This is a genomic window from Mesorhizobium sp. B2-8-5 (genome assembly GCF_006440675.2).
Lineage (GTDB): Bacteria > Pseudomonadota > Alphaproteobacteria > Rhizobiales > Rhizobiaceae > Mesorhizobium.
Genome location: NZ_CP083951.1, coordinates 619774 through 641567, shown reverse-complemented (window position 1 = coordinate 641567; position 21794 = coordinate 619774). Strand labels below are relative to the sequence as shown.

The following is a 21794-nucleotide window of genomic DNA, read 5'->3' as shown; positions in this document are numbered from 1 at the left end:
CCATGTTCATCGGACCACCGCCGTGAAGACGAATTTGCGCAGGATAATGAAGTTCAGGACCGGAACCAGCGTGCAGGCCATTGCCACCGGCACCAATGCCGGCAGCCCGACGACGTCGGCGAGCACTACGGTCAGCCCGACCGTGAGCAGGAAGCCGATCGCCGTGGCGCAGGCAAAGCGGATGATCTCGAAGCCCACCGCGCCGTCAGACATGAACGTCACGAAGCGGTGCCCGCAGTAGGAGAACACCGCGCCGGTGCCGTAGCCAGCGATCGAGGCGACCGTCGCCGGCATGCCGAAGCCATCCCGGTCCGATACCGCCAGCGTCACTCCCGCATAGATCAGGGTCGATACGCCGCCGATCGCGGCAAACCGCAGGATTCGCGCCGACTCCGAACGACCCATGGCCCATGATCGTAATCGCTGGCCGGGCGAGGGAGCTCCTGCAGCCACGATCTTCTGCTGATTGAGCGCCTGCAGCAAAGTCAGCCGAGCCGCCGTTCGCGCGTCGCCGGCACACGGTCCTTCGGCGCTTCGGCGTTTCTCATCGCGGCGATCGCTTCCTCAAAACCGGTTAATCGATCGACCACATAGAGCGGTCTCCGCTTCACCTCGGCATGGATACCGCCGACATAGAGGCCGATGATGCCGGTCATGAAGAGATTGATGCCGGACAGGAAGGAGATGATCACCACCGTCGATGTCCAACCATGGACGACGTCGTTGGTGAAGAGCCAGGAAGCCAGGGCGTAAAGGCCGAGCACGGCCGCAAAGCCGGAAATGGCGAGGCCCGACCACAGCGCCAGCCGCAAGGGCTTGTCGGAAAAGCTGATGACGCCATGGACCGCCAGCCGCACCATTTTCCAGAACGGATATTTGGTTTCGCCGGCCGCGCGCTCGGGCCGTTCGAACGACACCGCCGTTTGCTTGAAACCCATCCAGCCGAACATGCCGCGCACGAAGCGGTCGCGCTCGGGCATCTGCTTGAAGGTTTCCAGGGCCTTTCGTCCCACGAGCCGGAAATCGCCGACGTCGCGGGGGATGGTCACAGAGGTCATCTGCTCGAGAGCGCGGTAGAAGAGGCTGGCGCTCGCACGCTTGAAGAGCGTTTCCCCCTCGCGTTTGGTGCGGCGGGCATAGACGATCTCATAGCCTTCCTTCCATTTGGCGACGAGGTCGAGCACCACTTCGGGCGGATCCTGCAAGTCCGCGTCCATGACGATCACGGCATCGCCGGCAGCGGCGTCCATGCCGGCGGTGATCGCGATCTGGTGGCCGAAATTGCGCGACAGTTCGATCAGCCGGAAACGTGGGTCCGAGGCCGACATGCCGCGCAGGAAGATGACGCTTGTATCCCGGCTGCCATCGTCGACGAAGATCGCCTCGGCGCTGGCGTCGAGCTTGTCGAGCAAGGCCGTGATCCGCCGCACGAGCAGCGGCAGCACCGCCTCCTCGTTGAAGATCGGAATGACCAGTGAATAGACCGGGGCCTTGCGGCCGGCGGCATTGCCCGCATTGATCACCGGTTGCCTCCCGACACCCGCTGGAGTTTGGCTGGCAACGCTAGTCGGGATTGCCTAAGGCGCCGTTAAGGGGTCACAATTTCCTTAACGCCACTTCCTCGATCAGGTGGTTGGTGCCCTTGCGCAGGATGAGATCGGCCCGCGCCCTGGTCGGCAGGATGTTCTCGCGCAGGTTCTTCAGGTTGATGTTGGCCCAGAGCCCTTCGGCGATGGCCCGCGCGGCATCCTCGGAGAGCTGCGAATAGCGGTGGAAGAAGGAGTCCGGATTGCGGAAGGCGGTTTCACGCAGGCGCATGAAGCGCTGGATGTACCATTGATGGATCAGCTTCTCGTCAGCATCGATATAGATGGCGAAGTCGAAGAAGTCGGACAGGAACGGCACGATCTTGCCGTCCTTCGGCAGTTTGCCCGGCTGCAGGACGTTGATGCCTTCGAAGATCAGTATGTCCGGACGGTCGATGGTGACGAACTCGCCGGGGATCACGTCGTAGGTCAGGTGCGAATAGACCGGCGCGATGACGCTGTTTTGCGCCGACTTGATGCCGGACAGGAACCTGAGCAGCGCGCCGACGTCGTAGCTCTCGGGGAATCCCTTGCGCTCCATGAGGTTCTCGCGGCGCAGGATCTCGTTGGGCAACAGGAAGCCGTCGGTGGTGATGAGGTCCACCTTCGGGCTCGACGGCCAGCGCGCCAGAAGCTGCTTCAGCACGCGCGCCGTGGTCGACTTGCCGACCGCGACCGAGCCGGCGATGCCGATGATGAAGGGGGTCTTGACGACATCCTGCGCCTTGAAGAAGGCCTGGCGCTGCCTGAACAAAAGCTGGCTCGCCTCGACATGCGCCGAAAGCAGGCGCGACAACGAAAGGTAGATGCGCTTGACCTCTTCCAGGTCGACCGGATCGTTCAGCGAGCGCAGCCGGTCGATCTCTTCTCCGGTCAGCGTCAGCGGCGTGTCGGCGCGGAACTGCGACCATTGCTCGGCGGAGAAGAATCGATAGGGGGAATACTTCTCGGTCGGAGCAAGCTGGTCCATCGGGTTTCCTACCCTCCTCGCCGTCAGCCCCGGGCCATCAACCGCGGGGACGAGACGCCTTTTCGGCGATGCCCGAGCGTCCGGTTCGGCTCTCGAGCTCCTTCAGCACGTCGTCAAGCGGAATGCCCGCTATGCCAAGGACGACCAGCCAATGATATATAAGATCGGCACTTTCCGAAACGAGGGCCTGCCTGTCGCCGCGGATGGCGGCGATCACGGTCTCGACCGCTTCCTCGCCGAGCTTCTGCGCCGCCTTGTCCATGCCCTTGGCGAACAGCTTCGCCGTCCATGAGTCAGCGTCGCCGGAATGGGCGCGCTGATGGATGATCGTTTCCAGCTCGGCGAGCGAAAATTGAGCCATAGCAGTGGTTTAAGTCCGATGTGCCGACGAGTCCAGCCGCATCGGCAGGCCGGCTCTGGCCATGTGCGCCTTGGCCTCGGCGATCGTGAAGGTGCCGAAGTGGAAGATCGAGGCGGCAAGCACCGCGCCCGCATGGCCGTCGCGGATGCCTTCGACCAGGTGATCGAGCGTTCCGACGCCGCCGGAAGCGATCACCGGCGCGCGCACCGCGTCGGCAATCGCGCGGGTGAGCGCAATGTCGTAGCCGGCCTTGGTGCCGTCGCGGTCCATCGAGGTCAAAAGGATCTCACCGGCGCCGCGATCGACCATCGTCTTGGCGAATTCGACCGCGTCTATGCCGGTCTTCTCGCGTCCGCCATGAGTGAAAATCTCCCAGCGATCGGCTTCGCCGGCCGCCGACACCTTCTTGGCGTCGATCGCCACGACGATGCACTGGTTGCCGAACTTGTCGGCGGCTTCCGCGACGAAATCCGGGTTCTTCACCGCCGCGGTGTTGATCGATACCTTGTCGGCGCCGGCCAGAAGCAGCTTGCGGATGTCGGCCACCTGGCGCACGCCGCCGCCGACGGTAAGCGGCATGAAGCACTGCTCGGCCGTCCTGGCGACCACGTCGAAGATCGTCTCGCGATTGTCGGACGATGCGGTGATGTCGAGGAAGCAGAGCTCGTCGGCACCAGCCGCATCATAAGCCTTGGCGGCTTCGACCGGGTCGCCGGCATCGATCAAGTCGACGAAATTGACGCCCTTGACCACGCGGCCGTTCTTGACGTCGAGGCAGGGGATGACGCGGGCCTTGAGCATCACTTGCCTTCCAGGGTCGAGAGCAGGTCGACCACCAGCTCGCCGACCAGCGGCGGCACGTCGCCCTTGGGATCGAAGGCCGGATCATAGGCGGAAATGGTCAGCCCGGCGATGGCGAGCGGACCGGCGAGACCGCACATCGCGGTGCGCACCTGTTCGGGCGCCGGACCGCCGGGCGTGGTGTAGCGGTTGGCCTGCAGCTTTTCGGGATCGTGCACGTCGAGGTCGACATGCATGTGCACCTGGTTTGCGCCGTCGGCCTTCAGCCTTTGCGCAGCAGCCTTCCAGTCCGGGCACTCGGTCCGGATGACGGGCAGCGCTTTCAGCAGCTCCTTCTCGGCCTCGTCGAGGTCGCGCGCATTGACCAAAACACAACGCGACGGATCGACCGGCTTGAAGCCGGGAATCTGGTTGGCCATCGTCCGCCAGCACAGGCCGAGTGCGACAGCCAGCGCCATGCCGTCGAGGAAACCGGTGGTGGAGGTCTCAGGCGTGTTGAGGTCGCCATGCTGGTCGGCCCAGATGATGGCGTCAGCGCCGGCACCGGCCACGGCGCCAGCGGCGGTCAGGCAGTTGCCCGCCAGCACGATCGGAAACCGCTTCTTGTCCATCGCGATGCGGACCTGGCCCGAAACGGCATTGCAGACGGCGAATCCGGTGCTGATCTCGCGCTCTTCTTCGTCCTCGACCACCTTGCCGATGTCATGCACCTCGACGTCGTGGCCGGCGAGCTTCAGCGCCTCGGCCAGCCCACCCGAGATCAGCGCGTCCGGGCCCTGGCCGCAGCCGCCGTGGAAATGGCCGCTGTCATAGGATGCCAGGATGATGGAAATGTTCACGCTCTTGCCTCCGCCCGCTCGCCGCGCAGGATCGCCAGCGCCTCGGCCGGGTCGATACGTCCGTCATATAGGGCGCGGCCGGAGATCGCGCCTTCGAGTTTGTGCGCGTCCGGCATGGTCATGCGCACGATGTCGGCGATCGAGGCGAGGCCGCCGGACGCGATCACCGGAATGGACACCGCCTCGGCGAGGTCGATGGTCGAATCCCAGTTGATGCCGGTCAGCACACCGTCCCGATCGATGTCGGTGTAGATGATGGCGGCCACACCTGCCCCCTCGAACTTCTTCGCCAGCTCGATGACGCCGAGCTCGGAGGCCTCGGCCCAGCCCTCGACGGCGACCTTGCCGCCCTTGGCGTCGATGCCGACCGCTATTTTTCCGGGAAAAACCTTGCAGGCTTGCTTGACCAGTTCGGGTTCGCGCACCGCCACCGTGCCGAGGATAACGCGCGTCAGGCCGCGGTCCAGCCAGTCTTCGATCTGCGGCAAGGTGCGGATGCCGCCGCCGAGTTGCACCGGATTCTTCGTCGCCTTCAGGATGGCGTCGACCGCCGCTGAGTTGACGCTCTGGCCCTTGAAGGCGCCGTTGAGGTCGACGACATGCAGCCACTCGAACCCCTGGTCCTCGAAGGCCTTGGCCTGCGCGGCGGGATCGTCATTGTAGATGGTGGCGGTGGCCATGTCGCCGTGCTTCAGGCGCACGCACTTGCCGTCCTTGAGGTCGATCGCCGGAAACAGGATCATGGGTCAGGCGCCCTCGACGATGACGAAATGGCCGGTCGAGGCGGCGAGCCGGAACTTCGAGGCATGCTGGTATTCAGGCGAGTGATAGCATTCGATCGCCTTGTCGTAGGTGTCGAACTCGACCAGCACGTGACGGTTGCCGGTCGCTCCTTCCGGGCTCTCGTAGCGGCCGGCCCGGACCGGGAACTTCGCGCCGTATTTCGCGAAGGCGACGGCATTCGCTTCGATATACTGCTTGTAGACGTCCGGATCGCGGACATCGATCATCGCCATCCAATAGCCCTTCTTGCTCATTTTCAGGGCCTCCACTTCAAGAAATTGGTGATCAAGGCCAGGCCGAGCGCCTGGCTCTTTTCAGGATGAAACTGCGTGCCGGCGATATTGTCGCGCGCAACCGCTGCTGTCACCGCGCCGCCATAGTCCGCTGTCGCCACGATCTCGGCCGGATTCTTCGCTTCCAGATGATAGGAATGGACGAAATAGGCGTGCAATCCCTTCGCGCCGGTCTCGATGCCGGAAAACAGCGGATGCGGGCGGGTAAGCTCGATCGTGTTCCAGCCGATCTGCGGAATTTTCAGCGCCGGATCGGACGGCGTGATCTCCTTGACGTCGCCGGCGACCCAGCCGAGGCCCTTGGTGACGGTCTTTTCGAGGCCGCGTTCCGACATCAGCTGCATGCCGACGCAGATGCCGAGGAAAGGCCGCCCCTTGGCGATTGCCGCTTCCTCCACCGCCTCCCACATGCCCGCCACCGCGTGCAGGCCGGCGGCGCAGTCGGCATAGGCGCCGACACCCGGCAGTACGATGCGGTCGGCGGAACGCACCCGCTCGGCGTCGGCCGTCAACTCGATGGCCGCGGCAAGGCCAGCCTCGTGCGCGGCGCGCTCGAAGGCCTTGGTGGCCGAGCGCAGATTGCCCGAGCCGTAGTCGATGATGGCTACCCGCATGTCAGGGCCTTCCGGGCGTATGGGTCAGTCCCAGCGCCATGCCTGTCTGTGGCGGACGGGCCAGCGACGCATCCGGCACGATGCGCGGCATTGGCGCCTCCTCCTCGACATCGTCGGCGGTTTCCAGCGCATGGCGCGTCTCGGCATCGCCGAGATTGCCGGCCTCGACCACGCCCCATTCCCGCCAGCCGCGCCGGCGAAGTGCCGCGATGCGCAGGCCCCGGCCTTCGAACCCGACATAGAGCGAGACCAGCAGCGACAGCAGCGATCCGGCCGCTTCGAGCCCGAGCCTCTCGCCGAGCACCGACAGGAGCGCCATGACGATGAAGGTCAGGGCCGCCTCGATCCACAGCCGGTGCCAGGCGAGCCAGAGCGGCGCGGCCAGGAAGCCCAGCCAGGTGAAACTGTCGCGCACGAAGATCGCGTCCTCGGCTTTGTTGCCGCCAGCCGGCGGCTGCATCACCACATAGATCGCCATAGGGCTATCCTTTCAGGGATCCCTTGGTGGAAGGCACCGTGTCAGGCTGGCGCGGATCGCGCTCCAGCGCCGCGCGCAGCGCCCGCGCCACCGCCTTGAAGCAGGTTTCGGCGATGTGATGGTTGTTGGCGCCGTAATGGTTGGTCACATGCAGCGTGATGCCGGCATTCTGCGCCAGCGCCTGGAAGAACTCGCGCACCAGTTCGGTGTCGAACGTGCCGATCTTCGGCGACGAGAAGGCGACATTCCAGACCAGGAAAGGCCGGCCGGAGACGTCGATCGCCGCCCTGGTCAGCGTCTCGTCCATGGCGAGGTCGATCGAGGCGTAGCGCATGATGCCACGCCGCTCGCCCAGCGCCTTGCTCAACGCCTGGCCGATCGCGATCCCGGTGTCCTCGACCGTGTGGTGGTCGTCGATATGCAGGTCGCCCTTGGCCTTGATCGTCATGTCGATCAGCGAATGCCGCGACAGCTGGTCGAGCATATGGTCGAAGAAGCCGACACCGGTCGAAATGTCGGATTTTCCCTTGCCGTCGACATGGACGGAGACCGAAATCTCGGTTTCCTTGGTCTTGCGGCTAACTTCGGCCGAACGCGTCATCGCTCTGTCCTTGTTGCCCTGTTCGGAGGCGCCAGGGCTTGAAAACGAAAGCCTTCTATCAGCATGATCCGGCGATTGCCAGTTGCCATTCCTAGCGGTATGGCCTCGGCTGAGGGGCGGTTTGCAATCGTTGGCCCTATGCATACATATGGCCGATCAAACTCACTCGTACCGCGCCAATCGCCTTTTCAAGGGATAGCGCGCATCGGAGCTCAAATGTCGAACGAACTCACCATGCACGCCACGACCATCATCAGCGTGCGCAAGGGCAATAAGGTCGTGATCGCCGGCGACGGCCAGGTCAGCCTCGGCCAGACGATCATGAAGGGCAACGCCCGCAAGGTGCGCCGCATCGGCAAGGGCGGCAGCGTCATTGCCGGCTTCGCCGGCGCCACCGCCGATGCCTTCACCCTGCTCGAGCGGCTCGAGGCCAAGCTCGAGCAATATCCCGACCAGCTGACGCGCGCCTGCGTCGAGCTCGCCAAGGACTGGCGCACCGACCGCTATCTGCGCCGCCTGGAAGCCATGATGCTGGTCGCCGACAAGTCGGTCTCGCTGGCGCTGACCGGCAATGGCGACGTGCTGGAGCCCGAGCATGGCGTCATGGCCATCGGTTCCGGCGGCAACTATGCGCTGGCGGCTGCCCGCGCGCTGATCGACACCGACAAGGATGCCGAGGAGATCGCCCGCAAGGCGATGCAGATCGCGGCCGACATCTGCGTCTATACCAACAACAATTTTGTTGTCGAAACGCTCGATGCCGCCTGACGACCATGATCCCGAACCGAAGGACCGCGAAAGCGAAAAGTGGCCGCCGGTTTTCGGACAAGATCATGGTCGAACCAGCAGACACATATGATTTTCGGCCGGTCACGCAAAAAGACCTGCCGATGATCGCCAGTTGGCTGCGCGAGCCGCATGTTGCCGCATGGTGGGACGATCCGACCAAGGAAATCGCCGAGATCCGCGAGCATATCGATTCGGTCTCGGTGGAACCGCTCATCGTCGAGCTCGACGGCAGGCCGATCGCCTATCTGCAGAGCTATGACCCGCATATGGAGGACGATCATCCCTATGCCGATCAGCCCTTCGGCACGGTTGGCATCGATCTGTCGATCGGTCCGCCGGAGCTGGTCGGCATCGGCCATGGCTCGGCCATCGTGCGCCAGTTCGTCGAGGAGCTGTTCGAGGAAGGCGCGCCGCGCGTCATCATCGATCCGCATCCCGACAATGGCCGCGCCATCCGCGCCTATGAGAAGGCGGGCTTCAGGCCGATCGGCCGCAGGCATTCGCAATATGGGGACGTCGTGCTGATGGCTGTCGATGCGGCCGAAGACGACGAAATTTTGGGGGACTGACTGAATGACCGCATCCGAACAGGATAAGACGCTATCGGCCTATGAGGACAGCTGGCGAATGGGCCTGCTGCTCGTGCTTGCCCTGGTCGTCTTCCAGGCGGGCGCCTTGTACGGCATGGGCCATCCGCCGATCTGCACCTGCGGCTACGTCAAGCTCTGGCACGGCGTGGTCAACAGCTCGGAGAATTCCCAGCACATCGCCGACTGGTACACCTTCTCGCACATCATCCACGGCTTCCTGTTCTACGCGCTGGCGACGTTCCTGTTTCCACGCTCGCCGGTCGGGCTGAGGCTCGCTTTCGCGGTCCTGATCGAGGGGGGCTGGGAGCTTCTGGAAAACAGCCCTTTCATCATCGACCGCTACCGCGCCGGCACGATCTCGCTCAACTATTACGGCGACTCCATCATCAACTCGGTGTCCGACACGCTGTTCATGGCGCTGGGGTTTGTGATGGCGCGAAAGCTACCTATATGGGTGATCGTGGCCCTGGCGCTCATCTTCGAGCTCGGCACGGGCTACATCATCCGGGACAATCTGACGCTCAACGTGATCATGCTGCTGCATCCGTTCGAGTCCATCAAGCAGTGGCAAAGTGGAATTTGAGTCTTATGAGCACCTTTTCTCCCCGTGAAATCGTTTCGGAACTCGACCGCTTCATCATCGGCCAGAAGGACGCCAAGCGCGCCGTGGCGATCGCCTTGCGCAACCGCTGGCGCCGCCAGCAGCTGGAAGGCCAGATGCGCGAAGAGGTGATGCCGAAGAACATCCTGATGATCGGCCCGACCGGTGTCGGCAAGACCGAGATCTCGCGCCGCTTGGCGCGGCTTGCCGGCGCGCCCTTCGTCAAGGTCGAGGCGACCAAGTTCACCGAGGTCGGCTATGTCGGCCGCGATGTCGAACAGATCGTGCGCGACCTCGTCGAGGTTGCCATCGGCCTGGCGCGCGAAAAGATGCGCGGCGATGTCAATGCGCGCGCCCAGGTCAATGCCGAGGAACGCGTGCTGGAAGCCCTCGTCGGCAAGACGGCGAGCCCGGCGACCCGCGATTCGTTCCGCAAGAAGCTGCGCGACGGCGAGCTCGACGACAAGGAGATCGAGATCGAGGTGGCCGACACCGGCACCGGCGGCATGCCCGGCTTCGAGATTCCCGGCATGCCCGGCGCCAATGTCGGCGTGCTCAACATCAACGACATGCTGTCGAAGGCGATGGGCGGCCGCAAGACCAAGACCCGCAAGACCACGGTGCGCGATTCCTACGCGCTGCTGGTCAATGACGAGTCCGACAAGCTGCTCGATCAGGACGAGGTGGTGCGCAGAGCGCTGGAATCGGCCGAAAACGACGGCATCGTCTTCCTCGACGAGATCGACAAGATCGCGGCCAGGAGCGACATTTCGGGCGGCCCGTCGCGCGAAGGCGTGCAGCGCGACCTGCTGCCGCTGGTCGAAGGCACCACGGTCGCGACCAAATATGGGCCGATCAAGACCGACCATATATTGTTCATCGCTTCGGGCGCCTTCCACGTCTCCAAGCCGTCCGACCTGCTGCCCGAGCTGCAGGGCCGCCTGCCGATCCGTGTCGAGCTGCGCGCGCTGGAGAAGGCGGATTTCATCCGCATCCTCACCGAGACGGAGGCAAGCCTCATCAAGCAGTATATCGCGCTGATGAAGACCGAAGGCGTCGATCTGACCTTCACCGACGACGCCATCGATTCGCTCGCCGGCATCGCCGTCGACCTCAACGCCAGCGTCGAGAACATCGGCGCCCGGCGCCTGCAGACGGTAATGGAGCGCGTGCTGGACGAAATCTCCTACGACGCCCCGGACCGCAACGGCACGGCCGTCACCATCGACGCCGCCTATGTCGAGAAGCATGTCGGCGACTTGTCGCGCAACACCGACCTGTCGCGGTTCATCCTTTAAGCCTGTCTTGGTTTCGGGGCTCAAGCTCGCCCCGAAACGCCCCCTCGCCAATGCCCGATTTAGAGCCGGGTTCAGGCCGGCCTGAAACGCCCTTCCAATGCGAAGTGTGGCCAAATGGAAGCATCTGGCCACCATTCTGGTGGGTGGCTCGAAGCCTTCTCTCGACTCTGCCACGCGCTTTACCTAGTTTGCCGCGCATTCGAAAGCGGCGGCGTATGAAGAAACTTATCCTGCTTTTTCTCGGCATGGCCTTGGCGACGGCGGTGGCAACCGCCGATGCCGCGACAATGGTGCCGCCGGGCAACCGCTACAGCGTGCAGCCGGATATTCCGGGCGCCTCCAGCCGGCGCACCCAAGCCACCAACACCACCTTCCAGGCCAAGTACCGCAAGGTCTACGCGCTGTTGCAGAACGACGCCGAGCTACGCGGCAAGATCAGGAAGGTGGCGGCGGCCTACGGCATAGATCCCATGCATATTGTCGGCGCCATCGTCGGCGAGCACACCTACAATGTCGACGCCTACGACCGCCTGCAGACCTACTACGTCAAGGCGATCTCATACCTGTCGAGCAAGCTTTCCTTCGCCTATCACGGTGAGGACGTCAGCGATTTCATCCAGCGGCCGGAATTCAAGAAATGCGCCGGCATGGACAGCTACGACCTTTGGGAATGCCGCGAGCAGGTCTGGAACCGCTCCTTCCGCGGCAAGAGCGTCGGCGGCGAGGATTTCCCCGACGACCGCTTCGGCGCCACCTTCTTCCAGCCTTATTATGCCGGCCAGACGTTCGGGCTCGGCCAGTTGAACCCGCTGACGGCGCTGCAGATGAGCGACCTGGTGCACAAGGTCTCCGGCCTGCCCAGGCTCGACGTCAGCGACCCCAACGCGGTCTACAAGACCATCATGGACCCGGACCTGACGCTGCCCTACGTCGCCGCGACCATCAAAAAGTCGATCGACGCCTATCGCGGCATCGCAGGCTTCGACATCTCGAAAAATCCGGGCCTGACCGCCACGCTCTACAATGTCGGCAATCCCGAGCAGCGCGCCTATGCACTGAAGGCCGAGAACGAGAAGCGCAGCGCCGCCGGCGAGCCGGAAAAGCTGCCGGAGGAGAATTATTACGGCTGGCTGGTCAACGACAAGCTGGACGAGCTGAAGGCGCTTTTCTAAAAAACCTCACGCCGCCAGCAGCGACTTCAGCTTGACCGCCTGCGAGCCGAGCGCTTCCGGCGCCGGGCTCGCTCTCTTGGCGATCAGCATCTCCGCCAGGCGGATGTCGCGCGCCACCGAATTGCCGGGGCCGATGCCGCTGGCGGCGACCAGTCTGCCGTCTTCCGCCAGGTGGAACAGGATGAAGGCGCCGTCATCGAGGTCGCGCCGCACGATGCTCTTGCCTTCGTCCGACAGCCCGGCGATCTGCAGGGTAAGCCCGTACTGATCCGACCAGAACCACGGCACGGCGGCATGCGCCGCATCGGCGCCCAGCATGTTCTTCGCAGCCAGTGCGCCCTGTTCCTGGGCGTTGCGCCAGGCCTCCAGCCGCACCCGCCGGCCGCCATAGACGGCGAGCGGGAACGAGCAGCAATCGCCGGCGGCGAAGATATCCGGATCGGCTGTGCGCAAATGCTCATCGACAGCGATGCCGTTGTCGATTGTTAGCCCACTTTCGGCGGCAAGCGCCGTCACCGGCACGGCGCCGATGCCGATCACCGTGAGATCGGCGATGACCTTCCGTCCGTCGGCCAGCGTGATGCCGACCTCCGCGCCGTCATCGTCAATCGCTGCGATTCCCTGGCCGGTGCGGATCGCAACACCCTCGGTCTCATGCGCCTTGTGGATGATTTCGGCGATCTCGGCCGGCACGCCGCGCATCAGGATGCGCGGCTGCGCCTCGATGACCGTGACGATGGCGCCAAGCTTGCGCGCCGAGGCCGCGAGCTCGAGGCCGATGAAGCCGCCGCCGATGATGGCGACACGGTTGCCGGCGCTGAGATGGGCGCGAATGGCTAAAGCGTCGTTGAAGGTCCTGAGATAGACGCAGCGGCCGCCAAGCCCCGGCATCGACAGCTTGCGCGGCACCGATCCGGTCGCCAGCAAAAGCTTTTCATATGGCAGGGAAGAGCCGTCCGACAGCCGCACGACGTGCGCGCCGCGATCGATCGCGACGGCGCGGACGGAATGGATGTGGCGGATCGAGCGTTCGGCGAAAAACGCGTCGCTGGCGATCGCCTTGATGGCCGGCGCCTCGCCGGTCATCGCTTCCTTCGACAGCGGCGGCCGCTCATAGGGCAGATGCGGCTCGTCGCCGACCAGCGCGACCGGCCCTTCGAAACCGAGATCGCGGAGCGCAAGCGCGGCGCGCCCGCCGCATTCGCCTGCTCCGATGATCACCATCCCCGCTTGCATGATCTCACCCGATCTGGATCAGGACTTTGCCGGCGTCGACCTTGACCGGATAGGTCTTGAGGTTGACGCAGACCGGCGCGCCGCGCGCGTCGCCGGTCTTGTAGTTGAAGCGGCCGTTGTGCTTGGGGCATTCGATGATGTCGTCCATCACCAGCCCGTCGGCCAGATGCACCTTTTCATGCGTGCACAGGCCGTCGGTCGCGAAATATTCGTCGTCCGGGCTGCGGTAGATGGCAAAGGTGCGGCCGGCATGGTCGAACCGCATCACGTCCTCTTCGTCAATGTCTCCGGCCGCGCAGGCCTCGACCCAGTCGCTCATCTCGTCCTCCAGCGAATATCCTTGAATTTCTTTGGGCCTCACTCCGCGGCGGCAGCCATCGGAATATCGTTATGCAGTTCCTCGCGATAGGGCTTCGCCGTCGGCGGCAGCGCGCGCTTGAGGAAATAATCCTCGTTGCGCAACTGGCGCAGGAAGGCCGGAACCATCTCGCGATAACCGGCCAGGATCGAAGGCGTCGGCGCTGGCAGGTCGTGCTTGATCATCTCATGCAGCTTCGGCAGCGCGTGATAGGGCACCATCGGGAACATGTGGTGCTCCACATGGTAGTTCATGTTCCAGTAGATGAAGCGGCTGATCGGGTTCATCAGCACCGTGCGGCTGTTCAGGCGGTGGTCGATGACATTGTCGGCGAGGCCGCCATGCTGCAGCAGGCCGGTCATGACGTGATGCCAGGCGCCATAGAGCCGGGGCAGGCCGATCAGCATCAGCGGCAGCCACGAATGCAGGTAGAGGGCCAAGGCGATGGTCGCGACGTAGATGGCGAGCCATATGCGGGCCACCCGGATCGCCTTCGGCTGCTCCCGCTCTGGAATGAAGGTTTTTTCAGCGGCGCTGATGACGCCGGCGGCGTTGCGCACCATGTCGACGACCGCGTGCCAGGCGTCGAGAATGCCGAAGAAGTTGAGCACCACGCGCAGCAGGTCCGGCGGCCGCATAACGGCGATCTCCGGGTCGCGGCCGACGATGATGGTGTCGGTGTGGTGGCGCGTGTGGCTCCAGCGCCAGGTCACCGGGTTGCGCATGATCATGAAGCAGGCCAGCTGGTAGACGGCGTCGTTCATCCACTGCGTGCGGAAGGCCGTGCCGTGGCCGCATTCGTGCCAGCGGGAATCGGTCGAGGAACCGTAGAGCGTGCCGTAGACGAACAGGAACGGCACGCACCACCAGCTGCCCCAGAACCAGATGCCGCCCGCGGCGCTGACGATGAAAGCGGCCAGCCATATGATGGTGTCGCGGATCGCCGGCTGGTCCGAGCGCTGCATCAACTCCTTCATCCGCTTGCGCGGGATTTCGGTGTGGTACCACTCGGCCGCCGACAGCCCGTTCTCGACGGCGCGTTTTGCATCGCGGCCGGTCAGGCTGTAGTCGCGTGGCGGCGTTGCCAAAGACGTCATGGCCGTCATTGAGGTTCCTCCAACAGCGCCTGGTGAACGGCTCCGGCAGGTCCGGGCTCGTCCATGGCCAGCTTGCACTTCAACATACCGCCAGCCCATGATAGGCTCAACATCAGAAAGATAGTTTCTATCATTTCCTATCAGAATGAGATACCCTCAGCCGGATAAGCGATGGAGCATTCATGGCAAAGCGGCCGACCATTACCGATCTCGCGCGCGTCTCGGGCGTCAGCGTCGCTACCGTCGACAGAGTGCTGAACAGCCGCCTGCCTGTGCGCGAGGAGACGGCGCGCCGGGTCTACGAGGCCGCCACCGAGATCGGCTATCACGCGGCGGGACTGATCAAGCAGCGCATGCGACAGGAATTGCCGGAATACCGGCTCGGCTTCCTGCTGCTGAGGGGCAATGACGTCTTCTATGGCGATTTCGCCAGGGAACTCGAGCTGGCGGTCGCACAATCGCAACGCTTTCGCGGCGCTGCGACAGTCGATTTCGCCGCCTCGCTGGCGCCCGACGAGATTGCCGCCCAGATGCGTGGGCTGGCGGCGAAGTCGAGAGCCATTGCCGTCGTCGGCCCGGATCATCCGACGCTGACGGCGGTCGTGGAGGCGCTGAAGGCGAGGGGGCAGCCGGTCTTCTCGCTGCTGTCCGATTTTGCCGCCGGTATCCGCGAGGGCTATGTCGGTCTCGACAACCGCAAGGTCGGGCGCAGCGCCGCCTGGATGATCGCCAAGGCCGCCAGGAAGCCAGGCAAGGTCGCGCTCTTCGTCGGCAGCCATCGCTTCCACGGCCATGAATTGCGCGAGATCGGCTTCCGCTCCTATTTCCGCGAGCACGCGCCGGACTTCACCGTGATGGAGACGCTGGTCAACCTCGAGGCCAATGACGTCACGCATGACGCCATGCTCGATCTTCTGGCGCGCCATCCCGATCTTGCCGGTTGCTATGTCGCCGGCGGCGGCATGGAGGGCGCGGTCTCGGCGCTGAGGGCGGCGAGCCCGGCCGAGATGCCGATCGTCATCTGCAACGAGATCAACGCCGTCTCGCGCGCCGCGCTCGCCGATAACATCCTCACCATGGTCATCTCGACACCGCTCGCGGCACTCTGCCGGGAACTCGTCGGGCTGATGGCCCATGCCATCGAAAGCGGCGCGGCCAATGCGCCGGGACAGACCTTCCTGCCCTTCGACATCTACCTGCCGGAAAATATCTAGTTCCCCAGCACAGGGATTTTGACCGGTCGGCTTTGTTTGCGTTGGCAGGTGGCATGCGTTGGAGATTGGCCGAAACGCCCTTCGCGATCGTCATTCTAGGGCGGAGCAGGAGCGAAGCTCCGTCGCGAAGACCCTGGAATCCATGCCGTTACCTTCGCCAAGGCGTGCGACGGAGCAAAATTCTTCACCGCAGCAACGCTTCCAAGTCACGGAATGGATTCTATGGTCTGCGCGCGTCGCTTCGCTCCTTGCTCCGCCATAGAATGACGAGGTTGGGGCGGCTTCAACCAATCCCCGGCGTTTGCGCTGATTCACGGAAATGAACGGAAAGTCCTGCACCAAGACAAACGGCAACCTTTCAAAATCCCTGTGTCGGGGAACTGACTCCCGGAGCAATGGGATCGATGTGAAAGAATCCATCAGGCTGATGGATTCTTTCACGGCGGTTTGCCGCGATTCTGGCCCATGCAGCGATGATCGTGGGTCTTCGCCGCGACGATCGCGATCGAAAAACCGACTGCCCCAGTCGGAATCACCCTTGACGTTTCCAAACGAAATGGAATAAATATTTCACTAACTAGGCTTTTTGGTTCTTTCGTTCCGAAGCGTCTGTTTCGAACGGAGGAAGAGGCGTTCCACCGGATTGGCAGCGCCGCATGGCCGCAGGGAGAGATTCCCCGGGCAAACCGGGGATTCCGGTTCAAATGGGTGCAGCCGGACACCAAGTGGAGGAGAGATAAAATGAAGAAACTGCTTTTGGGCGTCGCGCTTTCGGCGCTGATGTGTTCATCCGCCTTCGCCGCCAAGATCGGCGTTTCGATGGCCAAGTTCGACGACAACTTCCTGACCGTGCTGCGCAACGGCATGATCGCGCAGGCCAAGGGCATGGACGGCGTCGAGCTGCAGGTCGAGGACGCGCAGAACGACGTGGCCAAGCAGCTAGACCAGATCAAGAATTTTGCCGCATCGGGCGTCGACGCCATCATCGTCAATCCGGTCGACACCTCGGCCACCCAGGCGATGTCGGATGCGGCCGCCGCGGCCAAGATCCCGTTGGTCTATGTCAATCGCCAGCCGGTCAATGTCGACTCGCTGCCCGACAACCAGGCCTTCGTCGCTTCGAACGAATCCGAATCCGGCACGCTCGAGACCAAGGAAGCCTGCCGCCTGTTCAAGGAAGCCGGCAAGAAGGAAGCCAATGTCTATGTGATCATGGGCGAGCTATCCAACCAGGCCGCGGTGCAGCGCACCAAGGACATCGAGGAAGTGATCGCCACCCCGGACTGCAGCTTCATCAAGATCATCGACAAGCAGACCTCGAATTGGGATCGTGACCAGGCGCAGAACCTGATGACCAACTGGCTGTCGTCCGGCAAGCCGTTCGACGGCGTCATCGCCAACAACGACGAGAGTGCCATCGGCGCCATCCAGGCAATGAAGGCCGCGAATGTCGACATGAAGTCGGTGGTCGTCGGCGGCGTCGACGCCACCCAGGACGCGCTGGCCGCGATGCAGGCCGGCGATCTTGATGTGACGGTGTTCCAGGACGCCGCCGGCCAGGGCGCCGGCGCGCTCGACGCGGCGCTGAAGCTCGCCAAGGGCGAGAAGGTCGAGCACAAGGTCTATGTGCCCTTCCAGCTTGTCACCCCGGCGAACATCGACAAGTTCCTGAAGAAGAACTGAGGCTGGACTTCTCGATGAGCGGCGCGCCGACGCATCGGACCGGCTGAAATCGGCTGCTGTTAAAGCGGCGCCGCTCCCTTCGTTCTCCCGCCCCACCGGGCGGGAGAACGGGCGCGGTCATTCGGAGGAAGAAGACGTGTCACAGACATCGCATGGCATTGGCGGGTTGAGCTATGACGCCAAGAAGCGTCCATGGCCCGCCGAATTCAACGTGTTTCTGGCGCTGGTCATCCTCGTCGTCGCCTTCGAACTGATCGGCCGAGTCTTCCTTGGCGACAGCTTCCTGTTCAACACCCGCGAGAACGTCAACGCGATCTTCAACCAGCAGCGTCTGGAAATCATCATCCTGCAGGTGTCGATCGTCGGCATCATCGCCATCGGCGTCACCCAGGTCATCATCTGCGGCGGCATCGACCTCTCCTCGGGCTCGATCGTCGGCGCCACCGCCATGATCGCCATGAGCTTCGCGCAAGTCGCGACCGTCAACGGCAATCCCAATCCCAAGGCGATGTTCATCGACTATGGCTGGACCGACCTGCCGGTCGTCGTGCCGCTGCTGGTTGCGGTCGGCTGTGGCCTGATCGCCGGCCTGATCAACGGCCTGTTGATCGCCTACACCCGCATCCCGCCTTTCATCGCCACGCTCGGCATGATGGTCACCGCCCGCGGCATCGCCAAATGGTGGTCGAAGGGCCAGCCGATCTCGTTCCCGACCGAGAGCTTCGCGGCCATCGGCAAGGGCCTGATGCCTGTCGTCATCTTCATCTCGCTGGCGATCCTGTTCCAGCTCATCCTGACCTACACGAAATACGGCAAGCACTGCTACGCCATCGGTTCCAACGAGGATGCCGCGCGCATGTCCGGCATCAAGATCGCCAACCACAAGGTGCTGGTCTATGCCATCGCCGGTATCCTGGCAGCGATCGCCGCGGTGGTTCTCTCCTCCAAGAACCTCACCGCCCAGGCCGGCATGGGCGTCATGTACGAGCTCGACGCCATCGCCATGGCGGTCATCGGCGGCGTTTCGCTGTCGGGCGGCCGCGGTTCCATCATCGGCACCGTGATCGGCTCGCTGATCTTCGGCGTCATCATTTCCGGCTTCACCTTCCTGCGCCTCGACGCCTACTATCAGGAGATGGTCAAGGGCGTGATCATCGTCGGCGCGGTCGTTCTCGATCAATGGCGCCAGCGCCGCCGCGCGATAGGAGCTTGACCATGTCCGACATCGTTCTGAAGACCGAAAACCTCACCAAGCACTATGGCGGCGTGCACGCGCTCCAGGAGGCGAATTTCGAGCTGCGCAAGGGCGAGCACGTCGCCATCATGGGCGACAACGGCGCCGGCAAGTCGACCTTCGTGCGCCAGATCACCGGCGTCGAGCAGCGCACCGACGGCAAGATCTGGTTCGACGGCAAGGAGGTGAATTTCGCCGGCCCGATCGAGGCGCGCGAGGCGGGCATCGAGACAGTGTTCCAGAACCTCGCTCTGGCCGACGACCTCGACGTGCCGTCGAACCTGTTCCTCGGCCGCGAGAAGGTGCTGTTCAATCTCGGGCCGTTCTCGATCCTCGACCGCAAGGCGATGCGCAAGGCGACGGAGGCAGCACTTGTCCGCACGGCGGTGAAGATCCCGAACCTCTCCAGCACCATTCGCCACATGTCGGGCGGCCAGCGCCAGTGCGTGGCGATCGCCAGGACCGCGACCTTCGCCTCCAAGCTGATCATCATGGACGAGCCGACGGCGGCGCTCGGCGTGCAAGAGACGGCGCAGGTCGAAAACATCATCCGCACGCTGAAGGAAAACGGCGAGCCGCTGATCCTGGTCAGCCACAACATGCGCCAGGTGTTCGACCTGGTCGACCGCATCGTCGTCTTCCGTCGCGGCAAGATCGTCGCCAATCTGCGCAAACAAGACACCGACGGCAACGACATCGTCGCCTACATCACCGGCGCCAAGACCGGACAGGCGGAGCTGCAGGCCGCCTGACGGGGGCCACGACGGGATCAAACCAGTCATCCGCGCCGGAAGGCGCGGATATGCCTACAAAACCCACCCTCGAAGGACATTCCATGACACTCCGCTTCGCTCTCCTCGGCGCCGGCCGTATCGGCAAGGTGCATGCCCGCGCCGTCGCCTCCAACCCGCAGGCCAAGCTGGTCGCCGTCGCCGATGCGTTCGAGAAAGCGGCGACGGAGCTCGCTTCCGCCTATGGCGCGGAAGTCCGCACGATCGAGGCGATCGAGAAGGCCAAGGACATCGACGCCGTCATCATCTGCACGCCGACCGACACCCACGCCGATCTGATCGAGCGCTTCGCCAAGGCCGGCAAGGCGATCTTCTGCGAAAAGCCGATCGACCTCTCCGTCGAGCGCGTCGAAAAATGCCTGGCGGTGGTCGAAAAGACCGGCGCCACGCTGATGGTCGGCTTCAACCGCCGCTTCGATCCGCATTTCGCCGCCGTCCGCAAGGCGATCGATGACGGCGCCATCGGCACGGTCGAGATGGTCACCATCACGTCGCGCGATCCCGGCGCCCCGCCGCTCGATTACATCGCCCGCTCGGGCGGCATTTTTCGCGATATGACCATCCATGATTTCGACATGGCGCGCTTCCTGCTCGGCGAGGAGCCGGTTGCGGTGAGCGCCCACGCCTCCGTGCTGGTCGACAGGAAGATCGGCGAAGCAGGCGATTTCGATAGCGTCAGCGTCATCCTCGAAACCGCCTCCGGCAAGCAGGCCGTCATCTCCAATTCGCGCCGTGCCACCTATGGCTACGACCAGCGCATCGAGGTGCATGGCTCCAAGGGCATGGTCGCGGCCGAGAACCAGCGGCCGGTGTCGATCGAGCTCGCCAACGACAAGGGCTACACCCGCCCGCCGCTGCACGACTTCTTCATGACCCGCTACATCGACGCCTATGCCAATGAGATCGCCTCCTTCATCGCCGCTGCCACCGCAGGCAAGAAGGCGGCACCGAGCGGCAAGGATGGGCTGATCGCGCTGAAGCTGGCGGACGCTGCCTTGCAGTCGGCCAAGACGGGCAAGACCGTCCGCGTCGACTAGTCCGGCTGGGCGAACGCTTTGAAGGATGGTCGGTTTGTTGGTCTGCAAGGGTGGCGAGTAGCCGGAACATCCATCGCGTCGTCATCCACGGGCGGAGCAAGGAGCGAAGCGACGCGCGCAGACCCGAGGATCCATGCCGTTACATCGGAGCGGTGCCCAACGGTCCAGAATTCTGCGCCGCGGCATTCTTCGGCCGGGGTCACGGCATGGATCCTAGGGTCTCCGCGACGGAGCTTCGCTCCTGCTTCGCCCTAGGATGACGAAGTTGGGGACGCCTCGGCCAAGTTGTGAACGTCGCGACAAGGCACCGGGAAGCTGATCGGAACGTCAATGAACCTCGAAAATCCATTGGTCATTCAAAACACAGGAGCAGAGCGATGAACGGTTTGGCCGGTCGCAATTCAGAAACGCGTGCCATCGTCACCGGCGGCGCGCAGGGCATCGGCTTCGCGGTTGCGGAAGCCTTGGCCGACGAGGGCTGCCGCGCGCTGGCCCTGATCGGCCGCTCGCAGGAAAAGGGCGACAGGGCGGTCGCGGCGCTGAAGAAGAACGGCGTCGACGCCATCTTCATCAGCGCCGATGTCGCCAAGGTCGCCGATTGCAAGCGCGCCGTGGCAACGGCCATCGCGCATTTCGGCACGCTGAACGCGCTGGTCAACGCCGCCGCCACTTCCGCGCGCGGCTCGCTGGTCGAGACCTCGGAAGAGCTTTTCGACCAGATCTTCGACACCAATGTGCGCGGCCCCTTCTTCCTGATGCAGGGCCTCGTCGCGCATCTGCTCGAACGCAAGGCGCCCGGCTCGATCGTCAACGTGCTGTCGATGTCGGCGCATGCCGGCCAGTCGTTCCTGACGCCCTATTCGACCAGCAAGGGCGCGCTGATGACGCTGACCAAGAATGTTGCGAGCTCCTACCGGAAGAACCGCATCCGCTGCAACGCGGTGCTGCCCGGCTGGATGGACACCGAAGGCGAGGCGATCGTGCAGAAGAAGTGGCACGACGCCCCCGACGATTGGCTGGCAAAGGCCGAGGCAGCGCAGCCCATGGGCCAACTGGTCAAGCCGGCGCAGCTTGCCCGGCTGATCACCTATATGCTGAGCCCCCAGGCCGGCGTCATGACCGGCTCGTTGGTCGATTATGACCAGAACATTGCTGGCGTGATCGGGGAGTAGTGACGGCGAGCCCGGTGGAAACCGTCACTTCGTCATCCACGGGCGGAGCAAGGAGCGAAGCGACGCGCGCAGACCCGAGGATCCATGCCGTTACTTTGAAGCGGCGCAGCGGCGCAGAATTTGCTCCGGTGCAACCCTCGGCCAAGGTCACGGAATGGATCCCAGGGTCTCCGCGACGGAGCTTCGCTCCTGCTTC

25 protein-coding genes are annotated in these 21794 nt (G+C 63.7%); 11 read left to right on the top strand and 14 right to left on the bottom strand.

The genetic code is table 11. The features are described from left to right. Positions 1–6: 6 nt before the first annotated feature. The 11 genes from FJ430_RS02990 to hisB all read right to left on the bottom strand — a co-directional run bounded on the left by FJ430_RS02990 (position 7) and on the right by hisB (position 7326). Positions 7–483, bottom strand: coding sequence for a GtrA family protein (locus FJ430_RS02990; RefSeq protein WP_226892052.1), 477 nt, complete (start codon positions 481–483; stop codon positions 7–9). A 2-nt stretch (positions 484–485) separates the two neighbouring features. After that, complete coding sequence (locus FJ430_RS02985) at positions 486–1523, bottom strand: glycosyltransferase family 2 protein (RefSeq protein WP_226892050.1); 1038 nt, start codon at positions 1521–1523, stop codon at positions 486–488. 73 nt (positions 1524–1596) lie between these two features. Then, positions 1597–2556: a type I pantothenate kinase gene (gene coaA / locus FJ430_RS02980; protein WP_140708475.1), complete on the bottom strand. Its 960-nt coding sequence runs from the start codon at positions 2554–2556 to the stop codon at positions 1597–1599. Positions 2557–2593: 37 nt separating this feature from the next. After that, positions 2594–2917, bottom strand: a complete 324-nt coding sequence (locus FJ430_RS02975) for a phosphoribosyl-ATP diphosphatase (RefSeq protein ID WP_140658734.1) — start codon at positions 2915–2917, stop codon at positions 2594–2596. Positions 2918–2926: 9 nt separating this feature from the next. Then, entirely contained in the window at positions 2927–3718 is a 792-nt protein-coding gene (gene hisF, locus FJ430_RS02970; RefSeq protein WP_140708473.1) for an imidazole glycerol phosphate synthase subunit HisF, read from the bottom strand. Further along, on the bottom strand, positions 3718–4557 hold the full coding sequence (locus FJ430_RS02965) for an arginase family protein (protein ID WP_140708471.1): 840 nt from the start codon (positions 4555–4557) through the stop codon (positions 3718–3720). The genes hisF and FJ430_RS02965 overlap by 1 nt, the downstream gene beginning before the upstream one ends. After that, entirely contained in the window at positions 4554–5300 is a 747-nt protein-coding gene (gene hisA / locus FJ430_RS02960) for a 1-(5-phosphoribosyl)-5-[(5-phosphoribosylamino)methylideneamino]imidazole-4-carboxamide isomerase (protein ID WP_140708469.1), read from the bottom strand. The genes FJ430_RS02965 and hisA overlap by 4 nt, the downstream gene beginning before the upstream one ends. A 3-nt stretch (positions 5301–5303) precedes the next feature. Further along, positions 5304–5594 (bottom strand): DUF1330 domain-containing protein, encoded by a 291-nt coding sequence (locus FJ430_RS02955; RefSeq protein ID WP_140641712.1) that lies wholly within the window; start codon positions 5592–5594, stop codon positions 5304–5306. Positions 5595–5596: 2 nt separating this feature from the next. Then, positions 5597–6247 carry an imidazole glycerol phosphate synthase subunit HisH gene (gene hisH / locus FJ430_RS02950; RefSeq protein ID WP_140658738.1) on the bottom strand — a complete coding sequence of 217 codons (651 nt, stop codon included), beginning with the start codon at positions 6245–6247 and terminating at the stop codon, positions 5597–5599. A 1-nt stretch (position 6248) separates the two neighbouring features. Further along, on the bottom strand, positions 6249–6725 hold the full coding sequence (locus FJ430_RS02945) for a DUF2628 domain-containing protein (protein WP_140708467.1): 477 nt from the start codon (positions 6723–6725) through the stop codon (positions 6249–6251). Positions 6726–6729: 4 nt separating this feature from the next. Then, complete coding sequence (gene hisB, locus FJ430_RS02940) at positions 6730–7326, bottom strand: imidazoleglycerol-phosphate dehydratase HisB (protein WP_140708465.1); 597 nt, start codon at positions 7324–7326, stop codon at positions 6730–6732. A 216-nt stretch (positions 7327–7542) separates the two neighbouring features. On the opposite strand from hisB, the gene hslV reads away from it, so the two are divergent. The 5 genes from hslV to FJ430_RS02915 all read left to right on the top strand — a co-directional run bounded on the left by hslV (position 7543) and on the right by FJ430_RS02915 (position 11776). Then, a complete protein-coding gene (gene hslV / locus FJ430_RS02935; protein ID WP_140641704.1) occupies positions 7543–8094 on the top strand; it encodes an ATP-dependent protease subunit HslV in 552 nt (183 codons plus the stop codon). A gap of 65 nt (positions 8095–8159) precedes the next feature. Further along, positions 8160–8684, top strand: coding sequence for a GNAT family N-acetyltransferase (locus FJ430_RS02930; protein ID WP_140708463.1), 525 nt, complete (start codon positions 8160–8162; stop codon positions 8682–8684). 4 nt (positions 8685–8688) lie between these two features. Continuing rightward, positions 8689–9288, top strand: coding sequence for a DUF2585 domain-containing protein (locus tag FJ430_RS02925; RefSeq protein WP_140708461.1), 600 nt, complete (start codon positions 8689–8691; stop codon positions 9286–9288). Positions 9289–9293: 5 nt separating this feature from the next. After that, positions 9294–10604 (top strand): ATP-dependent protease ATPase subunit HslU, encoded by a 1311-nt coding sequence (hslU, locus tag FJ430_RS02920; protein ID WP_140708459.1) that lies wholly within the window; start codon positions 9294–9296, stop codon positions 10602–10604. Positions 10605–10819: 215 nt separating this feature from the next. Then, positions 10820–11776, top strand: a complete 957-nt coding sequence (locus tag FJ430_RS02915; RefSeq protein ID WP_140708457.1) for a DUF1402 family protein — start codon at positions 10820–10822, stop codon at positions 11774–11776. Between the two features lie 6 nt (positions 11777–11782). Here FJ430_RS02915 and FJ430_RS02910 read toward each other — a convergent pair whose 3' ends face one another. Genes FJ430_RS02910 through FJ430_RS02900 form a run of 3 tightly spaced genes read right to left on the bottom strand, consistent with a single transcriptional unit; the run spans position 11783 to position 14476 of the window. After that, positions 11783–13000, bottom strand: coding sequence for an NAD(P)/FAD-dependent oxidoreductase (locus tag FJ430_RS02910; protein ID WP_181175514.1), 1218 nt, complete (start codon positions 12998–13000; stop codon positions 11783–11785). Between the two features lie 16 nt (positions 13001–13016). Further along, positions 13017–13331 (bottom strand): MocE family 2Fe-2S type ferredoxin, encoded by a 315-nt coding sequence (locus FJ430_RS02905; protein ID WP_127234133.1) that lies wholly within the window; start codon positions 13329–13331, stop codon positions 13017–13019. 38 nt (positions 13332–13369) lie between these two features. Next, on the bottom strand, positions 13370–14476 hold the full coding sequence (locus FJ430_RS02900; protein WP_413467823.1) for a fatty acid desaturase family protein: 1107 nt from the start codon (positions 14474–14476) through the stop codon (positions 13370–13372). Between the two features lie 173 nt (positions 14477–14649). Between FJ430_RS02900 and FJ430_RS02895 the strand changes: the two genes are divergently transcribed. From FJ430_RS02895 to FJ430_RS02870, 6 genes are all read left to right on the top strand, one after another. Beyond that, positions 14650–15681, top strand: a complete 1032-nt coding sequence (locus tag FJ430_RS02895; protein WP_140708453.1) for a LacI family DNA-binding transcriptional regulator — start codon at positions 14650–14652, stop codon at positions 15679–15681. A gap of 741 nt (positions 15682–16422) precedes the next feature. Beyond that, a complete protein-coding gene (locus FJ430_RS02890; RefSeq protein ID WP_140641688.1) occupies positions 16423–17364 on the top strand; it encodes a sugar ABC transporter substrate-binding protein in 942 nt (313 codons plus the stop codon). A 136-nt stretch (positions 17365–17500) separates the two neighbouring features. Further along, a complete protein-coding gene (locus tag FJ430_RS02885; protein ID WP_140708451.1) occupies positions 17501–18577 on the top strand; it encodes an ABC transporter permease in 1077 nt (358 codons plus the stop codon). A 2-nt stretch (positions 18578–18579) separates the two neighbouring features. Next, positions 18580–19350, top strand: a complete 771-nt coding sequence (locus tag FJ430_RS02880; protein ID WP_140641685.1) for an ATP-binding cassette domain-containing protein — start codon at positions 18580–18582, stop codon at positions 19348–19350. Between the two features lie 83 nt (positions 19351–19433). Continuing rightward, positions 19434–20426 (top strand): inositol 2-dehydrogenase, encoded by a 993-nt coding sequence (iolG, locus tag FJ430_RS02875; RefSeq protein WP_140708449.1) that lies wholly within the window; start codon positions 19434–19436, stop codon positions 20424–20426. A 377-nt stretch (positions 20427–20803) separates the two neighbouring features. Then, complete coding sequence (locus tag FJ430_RS02870) at positions 20804–21598, top strand: SDR family oxidoreductase (protein ID WP_140708447.1); 795 nt, start codon at positions 20804–20806, stop codon at positions 21596–21598. Positions 21599–21794 lie beyond the last annotated feature (196 nt).

Excerpts from the sequence above, each read along its gene's own strand:
- FJ430_RS02975 (WP_140658734.1), bottom strand. The coding sequence starts at position 2,917 with ATGGCTCAATTTTCGCTCGCCGAGCTGGAAACGATCATCCATCAGCGC.
- FJ430_RS02955 (WP_140641712.1), bottom strand. The coding sequence starts at position 5,594 with ATGAGCAAGAAGGGCTATTGGATGGCGATGATCGATGTCCGCGATCCG.
- iolG (WP_140708449.1), top strand. The coding sequence starts at position 19,434 with ATGACACTCCGCTTCGCTCTCCTCGGCGCCGGCCGTATCGGCAAGGTG.
- FJ430_RS02930 (WP_140708463.1), top strand. The coding sequence starts at position 8,160 with ATGGTCGAACCAGCAGACACATATGATTTTCGGCCGGTCACGCAAAAA.
- FJ430_RS02900 (WP_413467823.1), bottom strand. The coding sequence starts at position 14,476 with ATGACGGCCATGACGTCTTTGGCAACGCCGCCACGCGACTACAGCCTG.
- FJ430_RS02880 (WP_140641685.1), top strand. The coding sequence starts at position 18,580 with ATGTCCGACATCGTTCTGAAGACCGAAAACCTCACCAAGCACTATGGC.
- FJ430_RS02925 (WP_140708461.1), top strand. The coding sequence starts at position 8,689 with ATGACCGCATCCGAACAGGATAAGACGCTATCGGCCTATGAGGACAGC.
- FJ430_RS02915 (WP_140708457.1), top strand. The coding sequence starts at position 10,820 with ATGAAGAAACTTATCCTGCTTTTTCTCGGCATGGCCTTGGCGACGGCG.
- hisH (WP_140658738.1), bottom strand. The coding sequence starts at position 6,247 with ATGCGGGTAGCCATCATCGACTACGGCTCGGGCAATCTGCGCTCGGCC.
- hisA (WP_140708469.1), bottom strand. The coding sequence starts at position 5,300 with ATGATCCTGTTTCCGGCGATCGACCTCAAGGACGGCAAGTGCGTGCGC.
- coaA (WP_140708475.1), bottom strand. The coding sequence starts at position 2,556 with ATGGACCAGCTTGCTCCGACCGAGAAGTATTCCCCCTATCGATTCTTC.
- hisF (WP_140708473.1), bottom strand. The coding sequence starts at position 3,718 with ATGCTCAAGGCCCGCGTCATCCCCTGCCTCGACGTCAAGAACGGCCGC.
- FJ430_RS02905 (WP_127234133.1), bottom strand. The coding sequence starts at position 13,331 with ATGAGCGACTGGGTCGAGGCCTGCGCGGCCGGAGACATTGACGAAGAG.
- FJ430_RS02895 (WP_140708453.1), top strand. The coding sequence starts at position 14,650 with ATGGCAAAGCGGCCGACCATTACCGATCTCGCGCGCGTCTCGGGCGTC.
- hslU (WP_140708459.1), top strand. The coding sequence starts at position 9,294 with ATGAGCACCTTTTCTCCCCGTGAAATCGTTTCGGAACTCGACCGCTTC.
- FJ430_RS02910 (WP_181175514.1), bottom strand. The coding sequence starts at position 13,000 with ATGGTGATCATCGGAGCAGGCGAATGCGGCGGGCGCGCCGCGCTTGCG.
- hisB (WP_140708465.1), bottom strand. The coding sequence starts at position 7,326 with ATGACGCGTTCGGCCGAAGTTAGCCGCAAGACCAAGGAAACCGAGATT.
- hslV (WP_140641704.1), top strand. The coding sequence starts at position 7,543 with ATGTCGAACGAACTCACCATGCACGCCACGACCATCATCAGCGTGCGC.
- FJ430_RS02945 (WP_140708467.1), bottom strand. The coding sequence starts at position 6,725 with ATGGCGATCTATGTGGTGATGCAGCCGCCGGCTGGCGGCAACAAAGCC.
- FJ430_RS02890 (WP_140641688.1), top strand. The coding sequence starts at position 16,423 with ATGAAGAAACTGCTTTTGGGCGTCGCGCTTTCGGCGCTGATGTGTTCA.
- FJ430_RS02870 (WP_140708447.1), top strand. The coding sequence starts at position 20,804 with ATGAACGGTTTGGCCGGTCGCAATTCAGAAACGCGTGCCATCGTCACC.